Genomic DNA, 20138 nt, shown 5'->3' with positions numbered 1-20138 from the left:
ATTTCCCCACAATGCGCTGGCATTTGAGCGTTGGCGTTTGCGAGTGGGAAAAGCATGGCTGAGAAACAACTTGCGTATGATACGCGCGGAAAAGACGATCTGTTCGCTGACGACGATCCGTTGGCCGAGCTGGCTCGTATCGTCGGCTTCGAACCGCGTGTTGCAGCGAATACGGTAAGCGAAGCCGCGCGGCGCGAGCCTGCCCTCGATCTTGAGGACGAGCTTGGTCGCGAGTTCGACCGTTACGATTCGCCGCGTCCACTCGCTGAACTCGACCATCCGGCCGAGCCGATTTCCGACGGCTTTGCGCCCGAAGATTATGTCGAGCCCGTTCTCGATGCCGCCCCGGCTGTCGAGCGTGCGCAGGCTCCGGAACCTGTCTCCGTTGCGTCTGTCGCCGATGAAGAAGCAGCGCAACCTGCGGCAGGAAATTGGGACGTTGCCGCTGCCGATTGGAGGGGCGGCCCGCAGCCGCTTTCCGTCGACCCCGTTTCCGAGGCGCCCACCCAGGCAGCCTTCGGTGGCGCCCGCGATCTGATCGAAGAGCTCGAATTGTCGATCGGTGCGGCGCCCGTCTCTTCTCTTGCGCAGCCCGCCAAGGCCCCGCAATGGTCGGCCGCCAGCATCAGGCTTCCGCTTGCCAATTTCCATGCTGCGAAACGCGAGGAGCCGGTTGCTCCGCTGGCGGATGTAATCGAGCCGGCGGCCGAAACTCTCGCCGTGCCGGTGGCCGAGGCAGCCGCTGAGCCGGTGGTTGAATCGCCGCTCGCTGATTCTGTGGCGGTAGAGCCGGAGCCTGCGGTCGAGCAGCCGGCGCACGTGGTCGCTGTCGAGCCTGTCGAGGAATTTGCCTCCGCTTCGGCCTCGTTTGGGTTTCCCGCCGAGCTCGATCGGCACGACGAGGCGCTTGCGCCGCAAGAGACTGCTGAAGCCGAGGAATTTGTTGAGGTCGAGGACGAGCTGGAGGAGTTCAGCGCCGACGTCGGTTTCGATCTTGCTGCCGCTGTCGAAGGCGAGATCCAGGCTGATGCCGCCCTGACCGAAGTTGTACCGGAGGTTCCGCACACCGCCGGCACTTTCGATCTCGACGATCTGCTGGCCGACGTCTCGCGCTATCCGGTGCCGCATCCGGTATTGCAGCGCGCCAATCTGGCGCCTGTGTCGCAGGAGACCATCGCCGCCGCTCCGGTGGCCGTCGCCCCTGTTGTACAGCCCGTCCCGGTCGTCGCTGCACCGGTCCTGTCCGCTCCGGCCGAAGTGGCTCCTGCCTATGCCGCCGAAGCCGCAAAGCCGGTCGCGCCCCAGCCTCCCGAGGTCGCCGCGCCCCAGCCTGCCGCGACGGCCTATACGCGGACACAGCCGCCCGCGCCGGACGCTGATGATCCTTTCGCCGGCCACGATTTCGAACTGGATCTAGCCGGCATCGAGCTGGAACTTGCCGATCTCGATTTTTCCGAGGCGCCTGCGCCGCAGCCAAAGCCGCAGCCGGCACCCCCTGCGCCCGAGCAGGCGGCTGCGCCCACGCGGTCCGCACCCGTCTTCGCTGCCGAGCCACCGGCACCAACTCCAGCGCCTGCTTTCAACTGGACGCCAGTCGCGGAAGCGCCCGCCGCAGAATCGACCGAAGACCTGCCTTTCGATCCGGCGATGATCTCCGATCCGGAGGAACGTCCCGAGACCGTCGACGACATGCACGTGCCGGCGCTGCCCCCGGTCGAGCAGCCCGCTCCGGTCGCGAAAACGGCGGATTTCGATTTCGATCTCGACGCGGAGATCGCGAGCTTTTTTGAACCGGCCAAGCCGCGGGAAGTTCCGGCGTCGCCGCGTGATACCGCTGTCGCGGCCAAGCCGGTCAAGCCGACCATTGCTGACGGCCTCGACGATTTCGAACGGGCGCTGGAGGAGGATTTCCGCCGCAGCGTGCGCGAGCCGGTCGAGCGCCGCGAGACCTCCGAGGTCCACATCGAATCGGCAAGCCAGGCCGCCGATTTCAGTCGCGCCCGTTCCATGCGCCGGTTGCTTGCCGGAGCTGTCGTGCTGGTGGTCTTCGCCGGCGTCGGTTATGGCGTCTATTCCTCCGTCTGGAACGGCGAGGGACTTGGCATTGTCGCATCCGGCGAGCCGCGCGTGATCACCGCCGATAAGGAGCCGGTCAAGGTCGTTCCGGAAAATCCCGGCGGCAAGACCGTGCCCAACCAGGACAAGGCGGTTTATGACCGCGTCGCGGGTTCTGCCGAGGAGCCGAAGCAGCAGGCGCTCGTGTCGTCCGACGAGGCGCCCGTCGATGTCGTCCAGCGTACGCTGACACCGGAAGCGCTGCCCGAGGACGACGAGAACGCCGGCGCCGAGGATCGGGTCACGCCGACCGCGGTCGGTGAGACGGAGGATCCGCGTCTGCTGCCGAACCAGGCCACCGCCGACGACGCGTCCGCAAGCGGCGCCGACAAGACGCCGTCTGTTTCGCCCCGCAAGGTCCGCACGATGATCGTCAAGCCTGACGGCACCCTGGTCGCCCGCGACGAGATCGCGCCGCTCGATCAGCCGGAACCAGCCGCAAAGTCTGCCCAGACACCGCCGTCGGCCCAGCCGCCGGTCACGGCTCAGTCCGCGCCGTCGACCCCGGCCGTGCCGCCGGCTAGTGGAACGGCTGCAAGCTTCCCGGCAAGCGCCGAGGTCGCTTCCGTCGATGCGCGTTCCGCAGCACCGACCGAATCCGCCCCGGCCCAGGGTTCGCCTGCCGCAACTGCCGATGCGCAGACGGCAAATCCCGCCCCCGTCGATGCGCCGGCACGGCCGGTCAAGACGACGACGATCGCTGATACGGCCCCGGTTCCGACTGCCCGGCCGGCCGATCAGCCCGTCAATGTCGTCGGCACCGTCACCGATAAGGGTAATGTCCGTACGCCGGCGCAGCAGCCGAAGCCGACGCAGGTCGCCTCCGCCACACCGGCCGCCGCTCAGCCGCAGCAGGCCGCATCCGCCGGCGGTTATGGCCTCCAGATCGCTTCGCTGCCATCGGAAGACGAGGCGAACAAGTCCTATGCCAGCCTGTCGAAGAAATTCGCCGGCGTGCTTAGCGGCCGCGCCCATGAGATCCGCAAGGCCGATATCGCCGGCAAGGGCACGTTCTACCGTGTCCGAATCCCGGTCGGCTCCAAGGACGAGGCCGCAGCACTCTGCGAGAAATATCGTGCGGCCGGTGGAAGCTGCCTCATCTCGAAATAACGTCGGATCGTTAAACTGAAGAGCGGCGGGCCGGATCGGTCCGCCGCTCTTTTTTGTGCATCGCGCCCGACCTTGCTCGCATTTGGCGGGCCGCCATCTATGATTTTCACATGACCGAATCAAAAGCGATGATCCTTGGCTGCAGCGGCCTTGCCCTCACATCCGAAGAGAAGGCGTTCTTCCGGGGCGAACGGCCCTGGGGCTTCATCCTCTTCGGGCGCAACATCTCCGAAGCCTCGCAGATCGCCGATCTCGTCGCCGAGCTGCGCGACAGCGTCGGCTGGCACGCGCCGGTACTGATCGACCAGGAAGGCGGCCGCGTCCAGCGGATCCGTCCGCCTGTGCTGGCGCGCTATCCCTCGGGTCAAGCCCTCGGGGATCTCTATCGCCGTGACCCGGCGCTTGGGCTGCGCGCCGCCTGGGTTATGTCGCGGCTGCACGCCTTCGACCTCTCGAAGCTTGGCATCGATGTCGATTGCCTGCCAGTGCTTGACGTGCCGGTCGAAGGCAGCAGCAACGTCATCGGCGACCGTGCCTATGGCGGCGATCCTGAGACCGTCATCGCCATGGGCCGCGCGGCTGCCGAAGGGCTGAAGGCCGGCGGCCTGCTGCCTGTGATGAAGCATATGCCCGGCCATGGCCGCGGTTTTGCCGATTCCCACCTGGAGCTGCCCGTCGTCACCGTCTCGCGCGATGAACTCGAAGCCCATGATTTCCCGCCCTTCGTCGCGATGAAGGACGAGTTGATGGCGATGACCTGCCACGTCGTCTTCACCGCCATCGATCCTGACAATCCGGCGACGACCTCACGCAACGTGATCGACGGCGTCATCCGTGAGCATATCGGCTTTAGCGGTCTGCTGCTGTCCGACGACAGTTCGATGAACGCTCTTTCCGGCACGATCGGCGAGCGTGCGGCGAATATCATTGCAGGCGGATGCGATATCGTGCTGCATTGCAATGGCCATATGGACGAGATGCGGGATGTCGTGGCAAATGTTCCGCCGCTCGCCGGCGCGTCGCTCGCCCGAGCGAAAGTGGTGGAAGCAGGCTTCGCCGCGCCGGATGGCGCCGATGAGGCGGAGTTGAGAGCGGAATTTGAAGCGATGGTTGCGATCGTGTGATCGCAGAGGAGCAGGGTGGTGAACACGGTCAAGGGCACGGAGCGTCCGCAGGCGGCAACGCCGATGGACAAGCTGTGGCAGGACAACGGCGCCGAGCGCGCCAGCCACGAGCCGGCGCTGGTGATCGACGTCGCCGGTTTCGAAGGTCCGCTTGACCTGTTGCTCTATCTCGCCCGCAACCAGAAGGTCGACCTGTCGCGCATTTCGGTGCTGGCGCTGGCCGAGCAATATTTGCAGTTCGTCGAAAGCGCCCGGCGGATCCGCATCGAGCTTGCCGCCGACTATCTCGTCATGGCGGCCTGGCTTGCCTATCTCAAGTCGCGGCTGCTCATCCCCCAGCAGGTCAAGGATGATGGCCCGTCGGGCGAGGAGATGGCGGCAACGCTGGCCTTCCGCCTGAAACGCCTCGAAGCCATGCGCCAGGCGGCCGAGGGCCTCGTCAACCGCAACCGCCTCGGCCGCGATATCTTCGCGCGCGGCGCGCCCGAGCATATTCCCGACCGGCAGCAATCGGCTTATGTGGCGAGCCTCTACGATCTCCTGACCGCCTATGCGGCGCTGCGCCAGCGCCACGCCATCACCCAGGTGACGATCGAGAGACGCAATGTCTGGTCGTTGACCGACGCGCGCGAGCTACTGACCCAAATGATCGGCGAGGTCGGCGACTGGACGGCGATGGAGCATTATCTGCTGCGTTATCTCGCGGCGCCCGAGGAACGTGTCACCGCGATCGCCAGCGCCTTTGCCGCCTCGCTGGAGCTGGTGCGCGAGGGCAAGCTCGAGATCCGCCAGGACGGCGCCTTTCAGCCGATCTATATGCGCCGCGGACCGAAACATGCGACGCTGCAGGTGGTGGAACAGGAGCGGCCGGCTTGATCGATCTGAAGGGCGAAGAGGATTTCGAGGAAGAGGGCCGCGATCTGCAGGCCAAGATCGAGGCCGAGCGCATCGCCGAGGCGCTGGTCTTCGCTTCGTCGCAGCCGGTCCCAGAAGGCTTCCTCGCCGAGCGCCTTCCCAGGAATGCCAACGTGCGCGAGATCATGCTGCGCCTGAAGGAGCAATATGCGCCGCGCGGCGTCAATCTCGTGCAGATCGAGGGGGCCTGGGCCTTTCGTACTGCCGCCGATCTCTCCTTCGTCATCCGCCGCGATGAAAACGAGGTGAAGAAGCTGTCGCGCGCCGCGCTGGAAGTGCTGTCGATCATCGCCTATCACCAGCCGGTGACACGCGCCGAAATCGAGGATATCCGCGGCGTGCAGACCTCGCGCGGCACGCTCGACGTGCTGATGGAGGCGGGCTGGGTGCGGTTTCGTGGCCGCCGGCGCACGCCAGGCCGGCCGGTGACATTGGGCACGACGCGGGATTTTCTCGACCATTTCGGCCTCGAGGAATTGCGCGATCTGCCCGGTCTCGAAGAATTGAAGGGCGCAGGCCTGCTCTCGGGCCGCATCCCGGCGAATTTCAATATTCCCTCGCCATTGATGAACGACGAGCTGAGCGAGGACGAAGACCCCATTACCCAGATGGATCTCGAAGAACTTGGGTTGCTCGCCCCGCGTTCTACCTCCGAAGATTGAAGGACTTCCGCTTGCTTTTGCCATGCATGGCGAAAACAATGGTGCTCACCATTTTTCGGCGGGTCAATGGCTTGTCACAAAGGGCGATACCGTGACATTAAGCGCAGTTCAAAGGGCTTGATGTTGGAAACGGTGTGGGAAATTCTTACATCTGGGAACATCACAACAGGGAGTAAGCGTAATGGGTTCTTTTGGCATTTACCACTGGCTGATCGTTCTGGCCGTCGTGCTGTTGTTGTTCGGTCGCGGCAAGATTCCGGAACTGATGGGCGATGTCGCCAAGGGCATCAAAAGCTTCAAGAAGGGCATGACGGACGAAGACGCGCCGGAAACGGCAAAGACCGTCGATCACAAGGCCGACGAAACGAAGTAAACAAGTCTGGGAAAGAGCGCAGCCCCCGCGCTTCCCGTCCAGGAGCCTTGCATGTTCGATATTGGCTGGACCGAGCTTTTGGTCATCGCGGTCGTACTGATCGTCGTTGTCGGTCCCAAGGATTTGCCGCCGATGCTGCGCGCTTTCGGCAAGATGACGCAGCGCGCCCGCAAGGTGGCGGGTGAGTTCCGCGCGCAGTTCGACGAAGCGCTGCGCGAGGCAGAGCTCGACGATGTCCGCCAGACGATCGGCGACGCCCAGAAGCTCAATCCGGTCAACAGCCTGCGCGAGGCAATGAACCCGCTTCGCCAGATGGGCAACGAGATCAAGGCCGACCTGCAGAAAGCCAGCACGCCCTCTGAGAACAAGACCGAAGTGCCGCCGGCTGCAATATCCACCCCGACGCCATCGATGAGCCTGCCGGAAACGCCGCCGCTGGTGCCGGCGCCGGCTCCTGCGCCGGAACCCGCCGCCGCAGCGGCCGTCGCGGCCGATACGGTTGCCGCCAAGCCGAAGGCTCCACGCAAGCCGCGCCCTAAGGCTGCGGATAAGGCCGCCTTTGCCATTGCCGCGCCGGTGGAAAACGCGCCTGCCGAAAAGCCGAAACGAACGACGGTTGCCAGAAAGCCCGCAACCCCGAAGAAGCCTGCGCAGACGAAGAAGAAGGACGAGGCATGAGCGGTGATATCGAAGACAAGCCGCAGCCGCTGATCGAGCACCTGATGGAGCTGCGCACGCGGCTGATCTGGTCGATCGGCGCGTTTTTCGTCGCCTTCATCGCATGCTTCTTTTTTGCCAAGCATCTCTTCAACTATCTGGTCATTCCCTACAAGACGGCGGTGGAGTGGGCGCATCTCGACGTCGAGAAGGCTCAGCTGATCTACACCGCGCCGCAGGAATTCTTCTTCACCCAGGTCAAGGTCGCCATGTTCGGCGGCCTGGTGGTCGCGTTTCCGATCATTGCCGCCCAGGTCTACAAGTTCGTGGCGCCCGGCCTTTACAAGAACGAGCGCCAGGCCTTCCTGCCGTTCCTGATCGCTTCGCCGGTCCTGTTTCTGATGGGCGCGGCACTCGTCTATTTCTTCTTCACGCCGATGGTCATGTGGTTCTTCCTGTCGATGCAGCAGGCGCCGGGGCATGACGAGGTGGCGATCTCGCTGATGCCGAAGGTCTCGGAATATCTGAGCCTGATCATGACGCTGGTCTTCTCCTTCGGCCTCGTCTTCCAGTTGCCTGTCATCACCACGCTGCTTGCCCGCGTCGGCCTGCTGACGTCGCAATGGCTCGCCGAAAAGCGCAAGTTCGCCATCGTGCTTGCCTTCGTCGTCGCCGCCGTGCTGACGCCACCAGACCCGATGTCTCAGATCGGCCTTGCGATACCGACGATCCTTCTCTACGAGATTTCCATCTATGCTGCGCGACTCGTGGAGCGCCAGCGTGCCCGGGAGGCGGTCGAAAAGGACAGCGGATCCGCGGACGTTGCCAAGACGGACAGCGTCTGAGGTCATCCGGAAATCCCTTCATTTACGCCGTCTCATCCGGTCGAAGCCCGGTCAGGCTTTGGCCGGGTCACTTCTGTTGCAACGACTGGAACGACGATGCTCGATATCAAATGGATCCGTGAGAATCCCGAAGCGCTCGATGCCGCCCTTGCTAAGCGCGGTGCGGAGCCTCTGGCCCAAAGTCTCGTCGCCCTCGATGAAAAGCGCCGCTCCGCCGTGCAGAAGGCGCAGGACATGCTGTCCCGCCGCAATCTCGCCTCCAAGGAGATCGGTGCGGCAATGGCCCAGAGGAACGGCGAACTCGCCGAGAAGCTGAAGGCCGAGGTCGCCGAGTTGAAGACGCTGCTGCCGGCAATCGAGGAAGAAGAACGGCAGCTGACGGCCGAACTCAACGACGCGCTCTCGCGCATCCCGAACATACCTTTCGACGACGTGCCGGTCGGCAAGGACGAGCATGACAATGTCGTCACCCGCATCGTCGGCGAAAAGCCGCGCTGGAACCATACGCCGAAGGAGCATTTCGAGATTGGCGAGGCGCTCGGCTATATGGATTTCGAGCGCGCCGCCAAGCTCTCCGGTTCGCGTTTCACGGTTCTCACCGGGCAGCTCGCCAGGCTCGAACGTGCGCTCGGCCAGTTCATGATCGATCTCCACACCCGCGAGCACGGCTATACCGAAGTCAGCTCGCCTCTGATGGTTCGCGCTGAAGCGCTGTTCGGCACCGGCAATCTGCCGAAGTTCGAAGAGGATCTCTTCAAGACGACGGACGACCGTTATCTCATCCCGACGGCCGAGGTGACGCTCACCAATCTCGTGCGCGAGGAAATCCTCGACCAGGAAAAGCTGCCGCTGCGTTTCACCGCCTTGACGCCGTCCTTCCGCTCGGAAGCGGGTTCGGCCGGCCGCGACACGCGCGGCATGCTGCGCCAGCACCAGTTCTGGAAATGCGAGCTCGTTTCGATCACCGATGCCGAGAGCGGCATTGCCGAGCATGAACGGATGACCGCCTGTGCGGAGGAGGTGCTGAAGCGCCTCGGTCTGCATTTCCGCACGATGACGCTCTGCACAGGCGACATGGGCTTCGGCTCGCGTAAGACCTACGATCTCGAAGTCTGGCTGCCGGGGCAGAATGCCTTCCGCGAAATCTCCTCCTGCTCGGTCTGCGGCGATTTCCAGGCCCGTCGCATGAATGCGCGCTACCGCGGCAAGGATGACAAGACCAACAGGTTCGTCCACACGCTGAACGGTTCCGGCACCGCCGTCGGCCGCTGCCTGATCGCTGTCCTCGAAAATTATTGGAACGAGGATGGTTCCGTCACGATTCCGGACGTTTTGCTGCCTTATATGGGCGGACTGACCAAGATCGAACGGGCGGCCTGAGGCGATGCGCATCCTGCTTACGAATGACGACGGCATTCATGCGGAAGGCTTGGCTGCGCTGGAGCGGATCGCCCGCACGCTGTCCGACGACGTCTGGATTGTGGCGCCAGAGACCGACCAGAGCGGTCTTGCCCATTCGCTGAGCCTCTCCGAACCTCTGCGGCTGCGCAAAATCTCCGATAAGCATTTCGCCTTGCGCGGCACGCCGACCGATTGCGTCATCATGGGCATCCGGCAGGTGATGGACATCAAGCCTGATCTCGTTCTCTCCGGCGTCAATTCGGGCTCGAACGTCGCCGACGACGTGACCTATTCCGGCACGATCGCCGGCGCCATCGAAGGCACCATGCAGGGCGTGCGCTCCTTCGCACTCAGCCAGGCCTATCTCTACGAGGACGGGGCACGCATCGTGCCCTGGGAAGTCTGCGAGGCGCATGCCCCGGTTCTTCTGGAAAAGCTGATGGATCTGGACCTGCCGGAGGGCACGTTCCTTAATCTCAACTTCCCGAACTGCCGTCCCGGCGAGGTCGACGGCGCCGAAGTCACCATGCAGGGCAAGCTCGCCTTCAATCTGCAGGTCGATGCCCGCTCCGACGGCCGAGGCTTTCCCTATTACTGGCTGAAATTCGGCGAACGCGCCGGCGCCTTCATCGAAGGTACCGATATTCACGCTTTGAAGCATAACAAGATTTCGGTAACGCCTTTGAAACTGGATCTGACCGATTATTCCGTGACGGACCGCGTGGCGCGGGCCCTGGGATACGGAGCACAGGTTTGACGGCAAGACTGGCGGAGAAGGAGGGCTTTGCGGCGCTCGTCCTCAGACTACGTGCCGAAGGCATCTCCGACCTCGATCTGCTGACGGCGGTCGAGCAGACGCAGCGCTCGCTGTTCGTGCCGGCGCAATTTGCCGACGATGCCTATTCGAGCCGCACGATTCCGATCGAATGCGGTTCCTTTCTAGAAGGCATCGATTTTGTCGTCCGCATCCTCCATCACCTGAAGCTCAAGCCGGGCCAGCGAGTCCTGGAAATCGGCACCGGCAGCGGTTTCACCGCCGCCGTCATGGGGCGACTGGCCGAGCGCGTGCTGTCGATCGACCGCTATAAGACGCTGACAGCGGCAGCGCAGCGGCGCATGGAATCGCTTGGCCTGCGCAACGTCGTCATCCGCCATGCCGACGGCAGCGCCGGCATGCAGGGCGAGGGCACCTTCGACCGTATCCTGGTAACGGCTGCCTTCAATGCGATGCCGCGCTTTTATACCGACCAGCTCGTTTCCGGCGGCTCGATGATCGCGCCGCTAATGATTTCCGAAAACGAATGTCGCATGGTGCGGTTGACGAAAACCGGCAGCCGTTTCGAACGCGAAGAACTGTTCGAAGCCCCTTATCTGCCGATCGTTCCGCGTCTTGCCTCGCTACTGTAGGCACTGCGATTTTTCACCCGAAAGCTATGGTTATCAACTTCCCAAAAATATCGCTCTGATTCCAGCATCTTAACCGCGTGGTAATACTAACGCGTTTTAATAGACTCACAAATGGTTGCGTTCTCAGTGGGTCGAGTCAATGCGTTTCAGTCTTTCGCCGAAGTTCGGTAAGTCGGCCGGTAATCTTCTGGTTGTGGGCCTGCTGGCGAGTGCCGCAACGGGCTGCAGTTCCGATGTGACACGGTTTGGCGGTTTGTTTTCCTCCTCTGGGCAGGACCAGATCACCACAAGTTCCATTCCGCGCCGGGGCGGCGTTCAGGGCGATCCGGTGCCGCGCGCCGATCTCGGCGGTTCGGCTGTCGCCAGCCAGTCCGGTTACGGCGGCAACAATGCGATGAACCAGTCCTATCCGGCGAACCCGGGTTACGAGCCGGTCCGTCCGTCCCGCGCACGCCTGGCTTCTTCGCCGGTCTCGATCCAGCGTTCCGAGCTGGCCGCGCCGACGGCTGTCGCGCCATCCCGCCAGCGGGAAAAGGAAGTAGCGCTGGCCCAGCCGTTCCCGGCTTCGCCGCAGGCTCAAAAGCCGCGGCTCGTGGCGCCGGCGGCACCGAAAGCAACGCCCGATTCGTTGACAACAGGCACGACGCCGAAGATTTCCGGCTGGTCCTCGACCAATGCACCTTCGGTGACGCTGCGCCCGGGTGAAAACATCGCCACGCTGTCCCGGCGCTTTGGTGTTCCGGAAAAGGAAATCCTGCGCATCAACAATCTGAAAACCGCCTCTGCCGCTCAACCCGGCCAGGCGATCCTGATCCCGACCTTCAATGGCGGCAATGCCGCCAAGGCGGCGTCGCAGGCGGCCGATCTTGCCAAGCCCGGCAATATGCCGGAGCCGGCCAAGGCGCCGGAGCAGAAGGTGGCCGTCGTCCCTGGCGCCAATTCCGCCCGCGACAAGACCATAGCGAGTGCCGATCCGGCAGCAAAGGTTCCCGCCGGTGCTGGCAAGGATCCGAAGGCGGCTGCCGGTACTTATGTGGTCAAGCAGGGCGATTCGCTGGCAAAGATCGCCAAGGCGACCGGCGCCAATATCGACGATCTCAAGGCCGCCAACAATATCTCGGCGAGCTCGCTGCGTGTCGGCCAGGCCCTGAAGATCCCGAACGGCAAAACCGACACGATCAAGACCGCCTCGATCCCGGCTGAGAAGGTCGAGTCGAAACCGGCTGATCCGGCGCCCGCCCAGCAGACGGCGTCCGTTCAGCCCGCGCCCTATAAGGCGCCGGCCGCCACCCAGACCGTCGATGAGGTCGAGAAGAAGGCCGACGTCAGCTCCGACGCGCCGGAATCGACCGGTATCGGCAAATACCGCTGGCCGGTACGCGGCCAGGTCATTGCCGCCTATGGCGCCAACGTCAACGGCAGCCGCAATGACGGCATCGATATCTCGGTTCCGCAGGGCACACCGATCAAGGCAGCCGAAAACGGCGTCGTCATCTATGCCGGCAACGGCCTGAAGGAACTCGGCAATACGGTTCTCGTCCGTCACGACGACGGTACCGTCACCGTCTATGGCAATGCCGACACGCTGAGCGTTGCCCGCGGCCAAAAGATCCAGCGCGGGCAGACCGTCGCCGTGTCCGGCATGAGCGGCGACGTCAAGCAGCCGCAGGTCCATTTCGAGGTGCGCAAGGACGCGTCCCCGGTCAACCCGATGACTTTCCTGGAGTAGGTAGAGCGTACCAGGAAGCGCAAAAGCCCGGCCACCCGCCGGGCTTTTGTCATTTTGGACCGTCTTGCATCGAACCGGAGGCTGTCTACGCCCGGTCGATATGAATGCGCATGCGCCCCGCCAGATCCTGGATGTATTGCCAGGCAACGCGGCCCGAGCGCGCACCGCGCGTCGTTGCCCATTCCAGCGCCTCGGTGTGCAGCGTGTCGCGCGCGAGCCCGATCTTGAAGTGATCGGCATAGCCGTCGATCATGCCGAGATAATCTTCCTGGCTGCATTTATGAAATCCGAGCCAGAGGCCGAAACGATCGGACAGCGAAACCTTCTCCTCGACGGCTTCGGACGGATTGATCGCTGTCGACTGTTCGTTTTCCATCATGTGACGGGGCAGCAGATGGCGCCGGTTCGAGGTGGCGTAGAAGAGCACATTGTCCGGCCGGCCTTCGACGCCGCCGTCGAGCGCCGCCTTCAGCGACTTGTAGGCGGTGTCATCGTGATCGAAGGAGAGATCGTCGCAGAAGACGATGACGCGGTATGGCGTGTCCTTCAGGAGGTCGAGCAGGTTGGGAAGGCTGGCAATATCCTCGCGGTGAACTTCGACGAGCTTCAGCGCGACCCCGCTTTCGCGCCTGACATCCTCGTGCACGGCCTTGACCAGCGACGATTTGCCCATGCCGCGCGCACCCCAGAGCAAAACGTTATTGGCCGCATAACCTTCGGCGAAACGCACCGTATTTTCGTGCAGGATATCGCGGACATGGTCGACGCCGCGGATGAGTTTCAGCGCCACCCGGTTGGGTTTCTTGACGGGTTGCAGATGCTGGCGCTGCGGCGCCCAGACGAAACAATCGGCCGCGTCCCAGTCGTTGACGGCGGGTGCGGGTCCGGCAAGGCGCTGGACGGCATCAGCGAGCCGTTTGAGCTCGCCAAGCAGGGCGGTGTTGATTTCCTCGGTCATCGCAAGCTCCTGATTTCTTGCTGCGGCAATCCGCTTTATCTTTCGATGCGGGGTAGCATGGCGTTTTGTCGCCGGAAAGGTTATGAGGCAGCGGAATCGGTACTGTTTCCGGCTGTTTCTGTTGCATTCATTGAAGCGGCAACTATAGTCCGGCAACCTGAAAAATGAGGCGCAGTTCCGCCGCCAAGCCTGAGGAGTTTAGCATGTTCATCACCCCGGCATTCGCCCAGAGTGCGACCGATACCGCAACCGGTTTCGGCGGCTCCGGTTTCGAAATGATCATTCTGTTCGTGCCGCTGATGGTCGTCTGGTACTTCCTGCTGATCCGTCCGCAGCGCGCGCAGGCCAAGAAGCGTGAGGAAACCCTGAAGGCGATCCGTCGCGGCGACCAGGTCGTGACCGGCGGCGGTCTCGTCGGCAAGGTGACGAAGGTCGTCGACGACAAGGAAGTCGAAGTCGAGATTGCCGAAGGTGTGCGCGTGCGCATCGTCCGCAGTGGCATTTCGGAAGTTCGCGTCAAGGGTGAACCTGTCAAGGCCGACGCGGCGTAACAAGCGATAGCGGCAAACCGCCGGATCGGAAGATCGTCGAGAGAATGTTGCATTTTTCCCGCTGGAAAACACTTCTGATTTGGCTGGTTGCGTTTGCGGCCGTCGTCATCGCTGCGCCCAATTTGCTGAGCGAGGCACAGCGTGCCTCGCTGCCGGACTGGCTGCGACACGATCGCGTAATGCTCGGCCTCGATCTGCAGGGCGGTTCGCATATCGTTCTGAAGGTCGAGCGTTCCGATATCGTCAAGGATCGCCTGGAAGAGGCAGTCGCGAATGTGCGCAACGCGCTGCGCGGCGCCGGCATCCGCTATACCGGGCTGACCGGCAACGACCGGACCGTTAGTGTCCGGATCACCGATCCTGCTGAGACGCAGAAAGCGGTCGATCGTCTGAAATCCCTGACCACGACCGGCAGAGATTCCGCGCCCGAGCTCACGCTGCAGCAGGGGGGCGAAGGGCAGCTTTCGCTGCAGATTTCCGACGCCGGCATTACCGCTGACGTTGCCTCCGCCCGGACCCGGTCGCTCGATATTGTCGGCCGCCGCATCGCCGGATTCGGCTACGAGAATTTCCTCGTTCGTCCCGAGGGCGACGACCGGATCACCGTGCAGGTGCTGGGATCGGTCGATGCCGAGCGGCTGAAGAATCTCCTCAACCAGCCGGCCAAGCTTTCTTTTCATTTGATCGATGAAAGCATGTCGGGGCAGGAGGCGCTGAACGGCCGCTGGCCGGCGACATCGCAAGTGCTTTATTCGCTGGACGATCCGCCGGTTCCCTATCTTGTCGATCGCACGGCTTTCGCCAGCGCCGGCAACATGGTCGATATCCAGCCGGTCGTCGATCCGCAGACGCAGGATACCTCCATCGCCTATCGTCTCGATGCCGAAGGCACCAAGCGGTTGGCTGAGGTGACGGGACAGAATATTGGCAAGCACCTTGCCATCGTCTTCGACGACCAGGTCATGTCGGCGCCCGTCATCGATGCCGCCATCACCAACGGCGAGGGCCGGATTTCTGCGAATTTCTCCGAAGACGGTGTTCGCGACCTTGCCGTGATGCTGCGCGCCGGCGCCTTGCCGGCGACGCTGACGAGCGTCGAGGAGCGTAGCGTCAGCCCGACCTTCGGCGGCGAATCCATCGTCTCCGGCTTTGTTGCCGGCCTCGTCGCCGTCGTGTTGGTCGCAGCGCTGATGATCGCGCTCTACCGCATCCTCGGCGTCATTGCTGTCGTTTCGCTCTTCTTCAATCTGATCCTCATAATCGCGACGCTCAGCCTTGCCGGCGCGACGCTCACCTTGCCCGGCATTGCCGGCATCGTTCTTATCGTCGGCATGGCGGTTGATTCGAACGTGCTGGTTTACGAGCGCATCCGCGAAGAAGAGAAAACCGCCCATTCCTTTGCCGAGGCCGTCGGTCGCGGTTTCTCGCGTGCCTTTGCGACGATCGTCGATGCGAATGTCACGATCTTTATCGCCGCCGTCATTCTCTTTTTCCTCGGCAGCGAATCCATTCGTGGTTTCGCCGTGACGCTGGCGGTCGGCATTCTGACGACCGTCTTCACGGCATTCACGCTGACCCGCTCGATCGTCGCCGTCTGGCTGGCGCGACGCCACCCCCGGCACCTGCCGAAAAGCGTCCTCACCCATCTCTTCGAGCACGCCAATATCCGGTTCATGGGGATCCGCCGTTATGTCTTCACGGCGTCGGCTGCGATCTCGCTGATCGCCATGGCGGCTTTTGCCACCGTCGGCCTGCAGCTCGGCATCGACTTCACCGGCGGCTCGCTCATCGAGGTGACGGCGAAACAGGGCAATGCCGACATCGCCGATCTCAGATCGCGCCTCAATGATCTCAATCTCGGCGAGGTCGGAGTCGAACGCACCGGCGGCCCGGCCAACGCGCGGATCCGCATCGCGTCCCAGGGCGGCGGAGAGAATGCCGAGCAATCGGCAGCTACGCTGGTGCGCGGCGAGCTCGAGGCGGATTATGATTTCCGCCGCGTCGAAGTCGTCGGCCCCGCCATCTCGGGCGAATTGACGATGATGGCGACGCTCGGCATCGCTGCCGCGCTCGCGGCAATCCTGCTCTACATCTGGATCCGCTTCGAGTGGCAGTTCGCCGTGGGCGCCATCATCGCAACGCTGCACGACGTCATCATCATGCTGGGGCTTTTCGTGCTGACCGGCATCGAATTCAATCTGACGAGCATCGCCGCGGTGCTGACGATTGTCGGCTATTCCCTGAACGACACCGTCGTCGTCTATGACCGGATGCGCGAAAACCTGAAGCGATACACGAAGATGCCGCTGCCGATCCTGATCGATGCCTCGATCAACCAGACGCTGTCGCGCACCGTCCTGACGGCAGCGACGACGCTGCTTGCCTTGCTGGCGCTCTACCTGTTCGGCGGCGACGTCATGCGCTCATTCGCCTTTGCGATGCTCTTCGGCGTCGCTCTCGGCACTTTCTCTTCGATCTATATCGCCGCTCCCGTGCTGATCGTCTTCCGGCTGCGGCCGGAGAGCCCCGACGGGGAGGAGAGCAACAAGACGGATGCCGGTGTAAAATCCGGCACGGTGGTTTGAAAACATGGCCAAAGGCATAGAAATCCGCGCCGCGCATTTTCCCGGGCGCGCCCCGATCGATACTTACGGCAATGGCGGTTTCCGTTTTGCCGACATGTCGCATCGCGGCTCGATCCTTTGCCTGCCCTCCGGCATTCATGGCTGGGACATGGACATGTCGAAGCCGCTGTCGCCTGAAAATTTTCGCCGCGTGCTGGAGGAGGCCGCCGATATCGAGGTTCTGCTCGTCGGCACAGGAACCGAGCTTCGCCGTCTGCCCGAGGAATTGAAGCAGGCGCTGAAGGCGCGCGGTATCGCCTCCGATCCGATGAGCACGGGTGCCGCAGTGCGCACCTTCAACATCATGCTCGCCGAGCAGCGCGCCGTCGCGGCGGCATTGATTGCGGTCTGACGATGGCGGAAGAAAATATCGCGACGAACCAGGATATCTGCCTGGCGATGCTGCGCGACAGTGATCGCGACCGTTATCTCGCCTGCCTTCTGTCACCGCAGGACAGGCGCGGCGCGCTTGCGGCGCTTTACGCATTCAATGCCGAGCTTGCCCGCATTCGCGACCTGGTGCACGAGCCGCTGCCAGGCGAGGTGCGCATGCAATATTGGCGTGACCTGCTGGAAGGCGGTGCGCATGGTTCGACGGCGGCCAATCCCGTCGCCGCCGCGCTTCTCACGGCGATCGAAACCCACCGCCTGCCGCGCAAGACGCTGGTCGACATGATCGAGGCCCGCACCTTCGACCTCTATGACGACCCGATGGAGACCCGCCTGTCACTTGAAGGTTATGCCGGCGAAACCGCCTCCGCGCTGATCCAGCTTGCAAGCCTCGTGCTTTCGCCGCAGGACGCAGCACGATCGGCGGATGCGGCCGGCCACGCCGGCGTCGCCCAGGCGATTGCCGGCCTGCTGCTTTTGATGCCGCTGCATCGTCGCCGCGGCCAGCTCTATATTCCGCTGCAGATCCTTTCGGCCACCGGGCTCGACCGCGATAGCTTCCTTGCCGGCAAAGACCGGCCGCGCATCGCCGCCGCCGTCGAGGCCTTCGCCGGCCTCGGCCGCGAGCATCTGGCAAAGGCAAGGGGGGCGGGACCGATTGCGCCAGCCGTGTTTCCTGCCTTCCTGCCGGCCACGCTGGCCGAACCGGTGCTCCTCAAGGCACAGAGGCGTGGCGCCCAACTGTTCGACCGGCCGCTGCAGCCGCCGCAGTGGCGCCGCCAGCTCGCAATGGCGCTGGCTGCAGCGCGCAGGAAAATCTGATATCGGTCAAATTCGCGCAAGTCTCGCGCGCTACAAGGTCCCGACCCTACCCTTTGAACGGAGACTCGGCGTGGGCATTATCGTCTGGTGCGTCCTTTTCGCCATCGTCATTTTCATTGCCTTCGTGGCAACGCGCATGGCGGCGCAAAACAAGGAAGACAGCCTGCACGACACCGGTCTCGCCATCATCGAGTTCGGCCGCGCCTTTCCCAACGAGGCGATCCGCCAGTTGCAGGCGACTGAGAACGGCCAGGCGATCTTCGTGCGTCTCCACGACAACAAGGCTGGCCTGATGCGCAACATGGCGCGCCACTTCTCCTGCCATCTGATCGAGCCCGGCCGTGTGCGCGTGGTAAGCTCGGAGACGGGCAGGGGACTGGCGATCGATTTTCTCGACGCCCCCAATCACAACGGCAAGTTCGAATTCGCCTCGCCCAAGGAGGCGTCCGAAGTCGCGCTCTGGCTGCTCGGCAACTATATTGCTGAGCCGGATAAGGATCTGCCGCCGGGCAATATCTCCGCGGCGAACAAACAGTAGAGTGCTGCTGGTTTAAGCAATTATGCAGAGGCGCTTTCGACGGCCCTCGATGTCTGGCCGAGCCAGGCGGCGCAGTCTGCAAGCGCCCGACGGGCGATCAACTGCCGTTTCATGATCGTCTTGTCCTTGCCGCGAAAGCGTTTGACGCCCTCGGGCTTGACGATCGAACCGGGCTCAAGCTCCGGAAACAGTCCGAAATTGATGTTCATCGGCTGGAACGACCGTTTGCCGGGCTCTTCGTCGGTGACGATGTGGCCGCCGGTGATATGACCGAGCAGCGAGCCGAGCGCCGTTGTTGCCGGCGGCAGCAAGATCGCTTCGCCCTTGCGTTCGGCGGCGGCAAAACGGCCGGCCATCAGCCCCACGCTGGCGCTTTCCACATAACCCTCGCAGCCGGTGATCTGGCCGGCGAAGCGCAGGCCGGGCCGCGACTTCAGCGTCAGCGACGGATCGAGCAATGTCGGGGAGTTGATATAGGTGTTGCGATGCAGGCCGCCGAGGCGGGCGAATTCGGCACTTTCCAGGCCTGGGATCATCCGGAAGATGTCCGCCTGCGCGCCGTATTTCAGCTTCGTCTGGAAGCCGACCATGTTGTAGAGCGTGCCGAGCGCATTGTCCTGGCGTAGCTGCACAACTGCATAGGCCTTGACCGTCGGATTATGCGCGTTGGTCAGCCCCATCGGCTTCATCGGCCCGTGGCGCAGCGTCTCGCGGCCGCGCTCGGCCATCACCTCGATCGGCAGGCAGCCGTCGAAATAGGGCGTGCCTTCCCATTCCTTGAAGCCGACAGTGTCGCCCGCGATCAACGCGTCGACGAAGGCATTGTACTGCGCCTCGTCCATCGGGCAGTTGATGTAGTCCTTGCCCGTGCCGCCGGGGCCGACCTTATCGTAGCGCGACTGATACCAGCAGATATCCATGTCGATGCTGTCGCGGTAGACGATCGGCGCGATGGCGTCGAAGAAGGCGAGCGAATCCTCGCCCGTCTGCGCCTGGATGGCGCTGGCAAGTGACGGCGCCGTCAGCGGCCCGGTGGCGACGATGGCGAGGTCCCAGTCGCGCGGCGGCAGGCCGGTGATTTCCTCGCGCACGACGGTGATCAGCGGGTGATCGTGGATTGCCTTGGTCACAGCTTCGGAAAAACCGTCGCGATCGACGGCGAGCGCGCCGCCGGCCGGCACCTGGTGACGGTCGGCGGCAGCCATGATCAGCGAGCCTGCCATGCGCATCTCCGCATGGATGACGCCGACGGCATTGCTGGTCGCATCGTCGGACCGGAAGGAATTGGAGCAGACGAGTTCGGCGAGACCATCGGTCTTGTGCGCATCCGTGCCGCGCACGCCGCGCATTTCATGCAAAATGACGGGAACGCCGGAGCTGGCGATCTGCCAGGCGGCTTCCGAACCGGCAAGCCCGCCGCCGACGACGTGAATAGGAGGATAGGAGATCGTGTTCATTCCGGGCTGATATCATGTCGGCAGATACGATCCAACACCTGGAATCAAAAACGGCGCCCTGATGGCGCCGTCTTGAAGCATCGTGCCGGTTACCGCTGTTAGCGGAACGAGCGGGATGCGATATTGCGGATGTCGTAGCGGCTGACGCCGATGTCGGACAGGGTCTGGTTCGACAGGCTGCCAAGTTCGTTGAGTGTACGGCGGTAGCTGAGCCAGCTCTTTGCAATGCGGATCGGGTTCATTGTCATCTTCCTCGAACAAATGTCCGCTGGACGGCGGGATCGCCTGTCTCTCTGCGGTTGATGTTTATATAGGCGAAAACCCTCTCATTGTGCAGTGCAAATAAAAGGCGTCTGCCATGCAAATGTGCAATATGATGCTTGAGAAATAAGCGGTGAACATTTTTTGAGCGGGCCAAGGAACCGGGAAGATCCTGCAACCGCGACGGCCGGCAATCGCC

19 protein-coding genes are annotated in these 20138 nt (G+C 63.1%); 16 read left to right on the top strand and 3 right to left on the bottom strand.

The annotated features are described in order from the left end of the window. The first annotated feature begins 54 nt into the window (after positions 1-54). The 11 genes from EFD56_RS14720 (at position 55) to EFD56_RS14670 (ending at position 12338) form a co-directional block, all read left to right on the top strand. Positions 55-3225: an SPOR domain-containing protein gene (locus EFD56_RS14720; protein ID WP_126905608.1), complete on the top strand. Its 3171-nt coding sequence runs from the start codon at positions 55-57 to the stop codon at positions 3223-3225. Positions 3226-3335: 110 nt separating this feature from the next. After that, positions 3336-4349, top strand: coding sequence for a beta-N-acetylhexosaminidase (nagZ, locus tag EFD56_RS14715; RefSeq protein WP_085743623.1), 1014 nt, complete (start codon positions 3336-3338; stop codon positions 4347-4349). 18 nt (positions 4350-4367) lie between these two features. Further along, complete coding sequence (locus EFD56_RS14710) at positions 4368-5225, top strand: segregation and condensation protein A (RefSeq protein ID WP_029531141.1); 858 nt, start codon at positions 4368-4370, stop codon at positions 5223-5225. Then, positions 5222-5926, top strand: coding sequence for an SMC-Scp complex subunit ScpB (gene scpB, locus EFD56_RS14705; protein ID WP_064818073.1), 705 nt, complete (start codon positions 5222-5224; stop codon positions 5924-5926). Before EFD56_RS14710 ends, scpB begins: the two co-directional genes overlap by 4 nt. A gap of 181 nt (positions 5927-6107) precedes the next feature. Further along, a complete protein-coding gene (locus EFD56_RS14700; protein ID WP_003558879.1) occupies positions 6108-6299 on the top strand; it encodes a twin-arginine translocase TatA/TatE family subunit in 192 nt (63 codons plus the stop codon). Between the two features lie 51 nt (positions 6300-6350). Continuing rightward, the gene (tatB, locus tag EFD56_RS14695; protein ID WP_085742400.1) at positions 6351-6977 is read left to right on the top strand and encodes a Sec-independent protein translocase protein TatB; all 627 of its coding nucleotides are present in this window, start codon (positions 6351-6353) and stop codon (positions 6975-6977) included. Beyond that, complete coding sequence (gene tatC, locus EFD56_RS14690) at positions 6974-7801, top strand: twin-arginine translocase subunit TatC (protein WP_004678862.1); 828 nt, start codon at positions 6974-6976, stop codon at positions 7799-7801. Before tatB ends, tatC begins: the two co-directional genes overlap by 4 nt. Before the next feature lie 96 nt (positions 7802-7897). Continuing rightward, on the top strand, positions 7898-9181 hold the full coding sequence (gene serS / locus EFD56_RS14685; RefSeq protein ID WP_126905607.1) for a serine--tRNA ligase: 1284 nt from the start codon (positions 7898-7900) through the stop codon (positions 9179-9181). Positions 9182-9185: 4 nt separating this feature from the next. Then, positions 9186-9959 carry a 5'/3'-nucleotidase SurE gene (surE, locus tag EFD56_RS14680; RefSeq protein WP_085742402.1) on the top strand — a complete coding sequence of 258 codons (774 nt, stop codon included), beginning with the start codon at positions 9186-9188 and terminating at the stop codon, positions 9957-9959. Beyond that, positions 9956-10609 carry a protein-L-isoaspartate(D-aspartate) O-methyltransferase gene (locus EFD56_RS14675; RefSeq protein ID WP_004678857.1) on the top strand — a complete coding sequence of 218 codons (654 nt, stop codon included), beginning with the start codon at positions 9956-9958 and terminating at the stop codon, positions 10607-10609. The genes surE and EFD56_RS14675 overlap by 4 nt, the downstream gene beginning before the upstream one ends. A gap of 139 nt (positions 10610-10748) precedes the next feature. After that, positions 10749-12338: a M23 family metallopeptidase gene (locus EFD56_RS14670; RefSeq protein ID WP_085742403.1), complete on the top strand. Its 1590-nt coding sequence runs from the start codon at positions 10749-10751 to the stop codon at positions 12336-12338. An 85-nt stretch (positions 12339-12423) separates the two neighbouring features. Here the strand turns inward: EFD56_RS14670 and EFD56_RS14665 are convergent, their stop codons facing one another. Next, entirely contained in the window at positions 12424-13296 is an 873-nt protein-coding gene (locus tag EFD56_RS14665; protein WP_010004490.1) for an ATP-binding protein, read from the bottom strand. 203 nt (positions 13297-13499) lie between these two features. On the opposite strand from EFD56_RS14665, the gene yajC reads away from it, so the two are divergent. From yajC to EFD56_RS14640, 5 genes are all read left to right on the top strand, one after another. Next, positions 13500-13847 carry a preprotein translocase subunit YajC gene (gene yajC / locus EFD56_RS14660; protein WP_004678848.1) on the top strand — a complete coding sequence of 116 codons (348 nt, stop codon included), beginning with the start codon at positions 13500-13502 and terminating at the stop codon, positions 13845-13847. A 44-nt stretch (positions 13848-13891) separates the two neighbouring features. Further along, positions 13892-16432, top strand: coding sequence for a protein translocase subunit SecDF (gene secDF / locus EFD56_RS14655; RefSeq protein WP_126905606.1), 2541 nt, complete (start codon positions 13892-13894; stop codon positions 16430-16432). Positions 16433-16436: 4 nt separating this feature from the next. Then, positions 16437-16823 carry an Mth938-like domain-containing protein gene (locus EFD56_RS14650; RefSeq protein ID WP_004678846.1) on the top strand — a complete coding sequence of 129 codons (387 nt, stop codon included), beginning with the start codon at positions 16437-16439 and terminating at the stop codon, positions 16821-16823. 2 nt (positions 16824-16825) lie between these two features. Then, entirely contained in the window at positions 16826-17683 is an 858-nt protein-coding gene (locus EFD56_RS14645) for a phytoene/squalene synthase family protein (protein WP_126905605.1), read from the top strand. A 70-nt stretch (positions 17684-17753) separates the two neighbouring features. Beyond that, positions 17754-18221, top strand: a complete 468-nt coding sequence (locus EFD56_RS14640) for a hypothetical protein (RefSeq protein ID WP_037117799.1) — start codon at positions 17754-17756, stop codon at positions 18219-18221. 20 nt (positions 18222-18241) lie between these two features. Here EFD56_RS14640 and trmFO read toward each other — a convergent pair whose 3' ends face one another. Further along, complete coding sequence (gene trmFO / locus EFD56_RS14635; RefSeq protein ID WP_085742405.1) at positions 18242-19678, bottom strand: methylenetetrahydrofolate--tRNA-(uracil(54)-C(5))-methyltransferase (FADH(2)-oxidizing) TrmFO; 1437 nt, start codon at positions 19676-19678, stop codon at positions 18242-18244. A 98-nt stretch (positions 19679-19776) separates the two neighbouring features. Then, positions 19777-19920: a DUF1127 domain-containing protein gene (locus EFD56_RS14630; RefSeq protein ID WP_004678841.1), complete on the bottom strand. Its 144-nt coding sequence runs from the start codon at positions 19918-19920 to the stop codon at positions 19777-19779. Between the last annotated feature and the right edge of the window lie 218 nt (positions 19921-20138).

Source organism: Rhizobium phaseoli (genome assembly GCF_003985125.1).
GTDB classification, from domain to species: domain Bacteria; phylum Pseudomonadota; class Alphaproteobacteria; order Rhizobiales; family Rhizobiaceae; genus Rhizobium; species Rhizobium phaseoli.
Note: the sequence above shows the minus strand (reverse complement) of the source record. Positions and strands in the feature narration are given on the sequence as shown.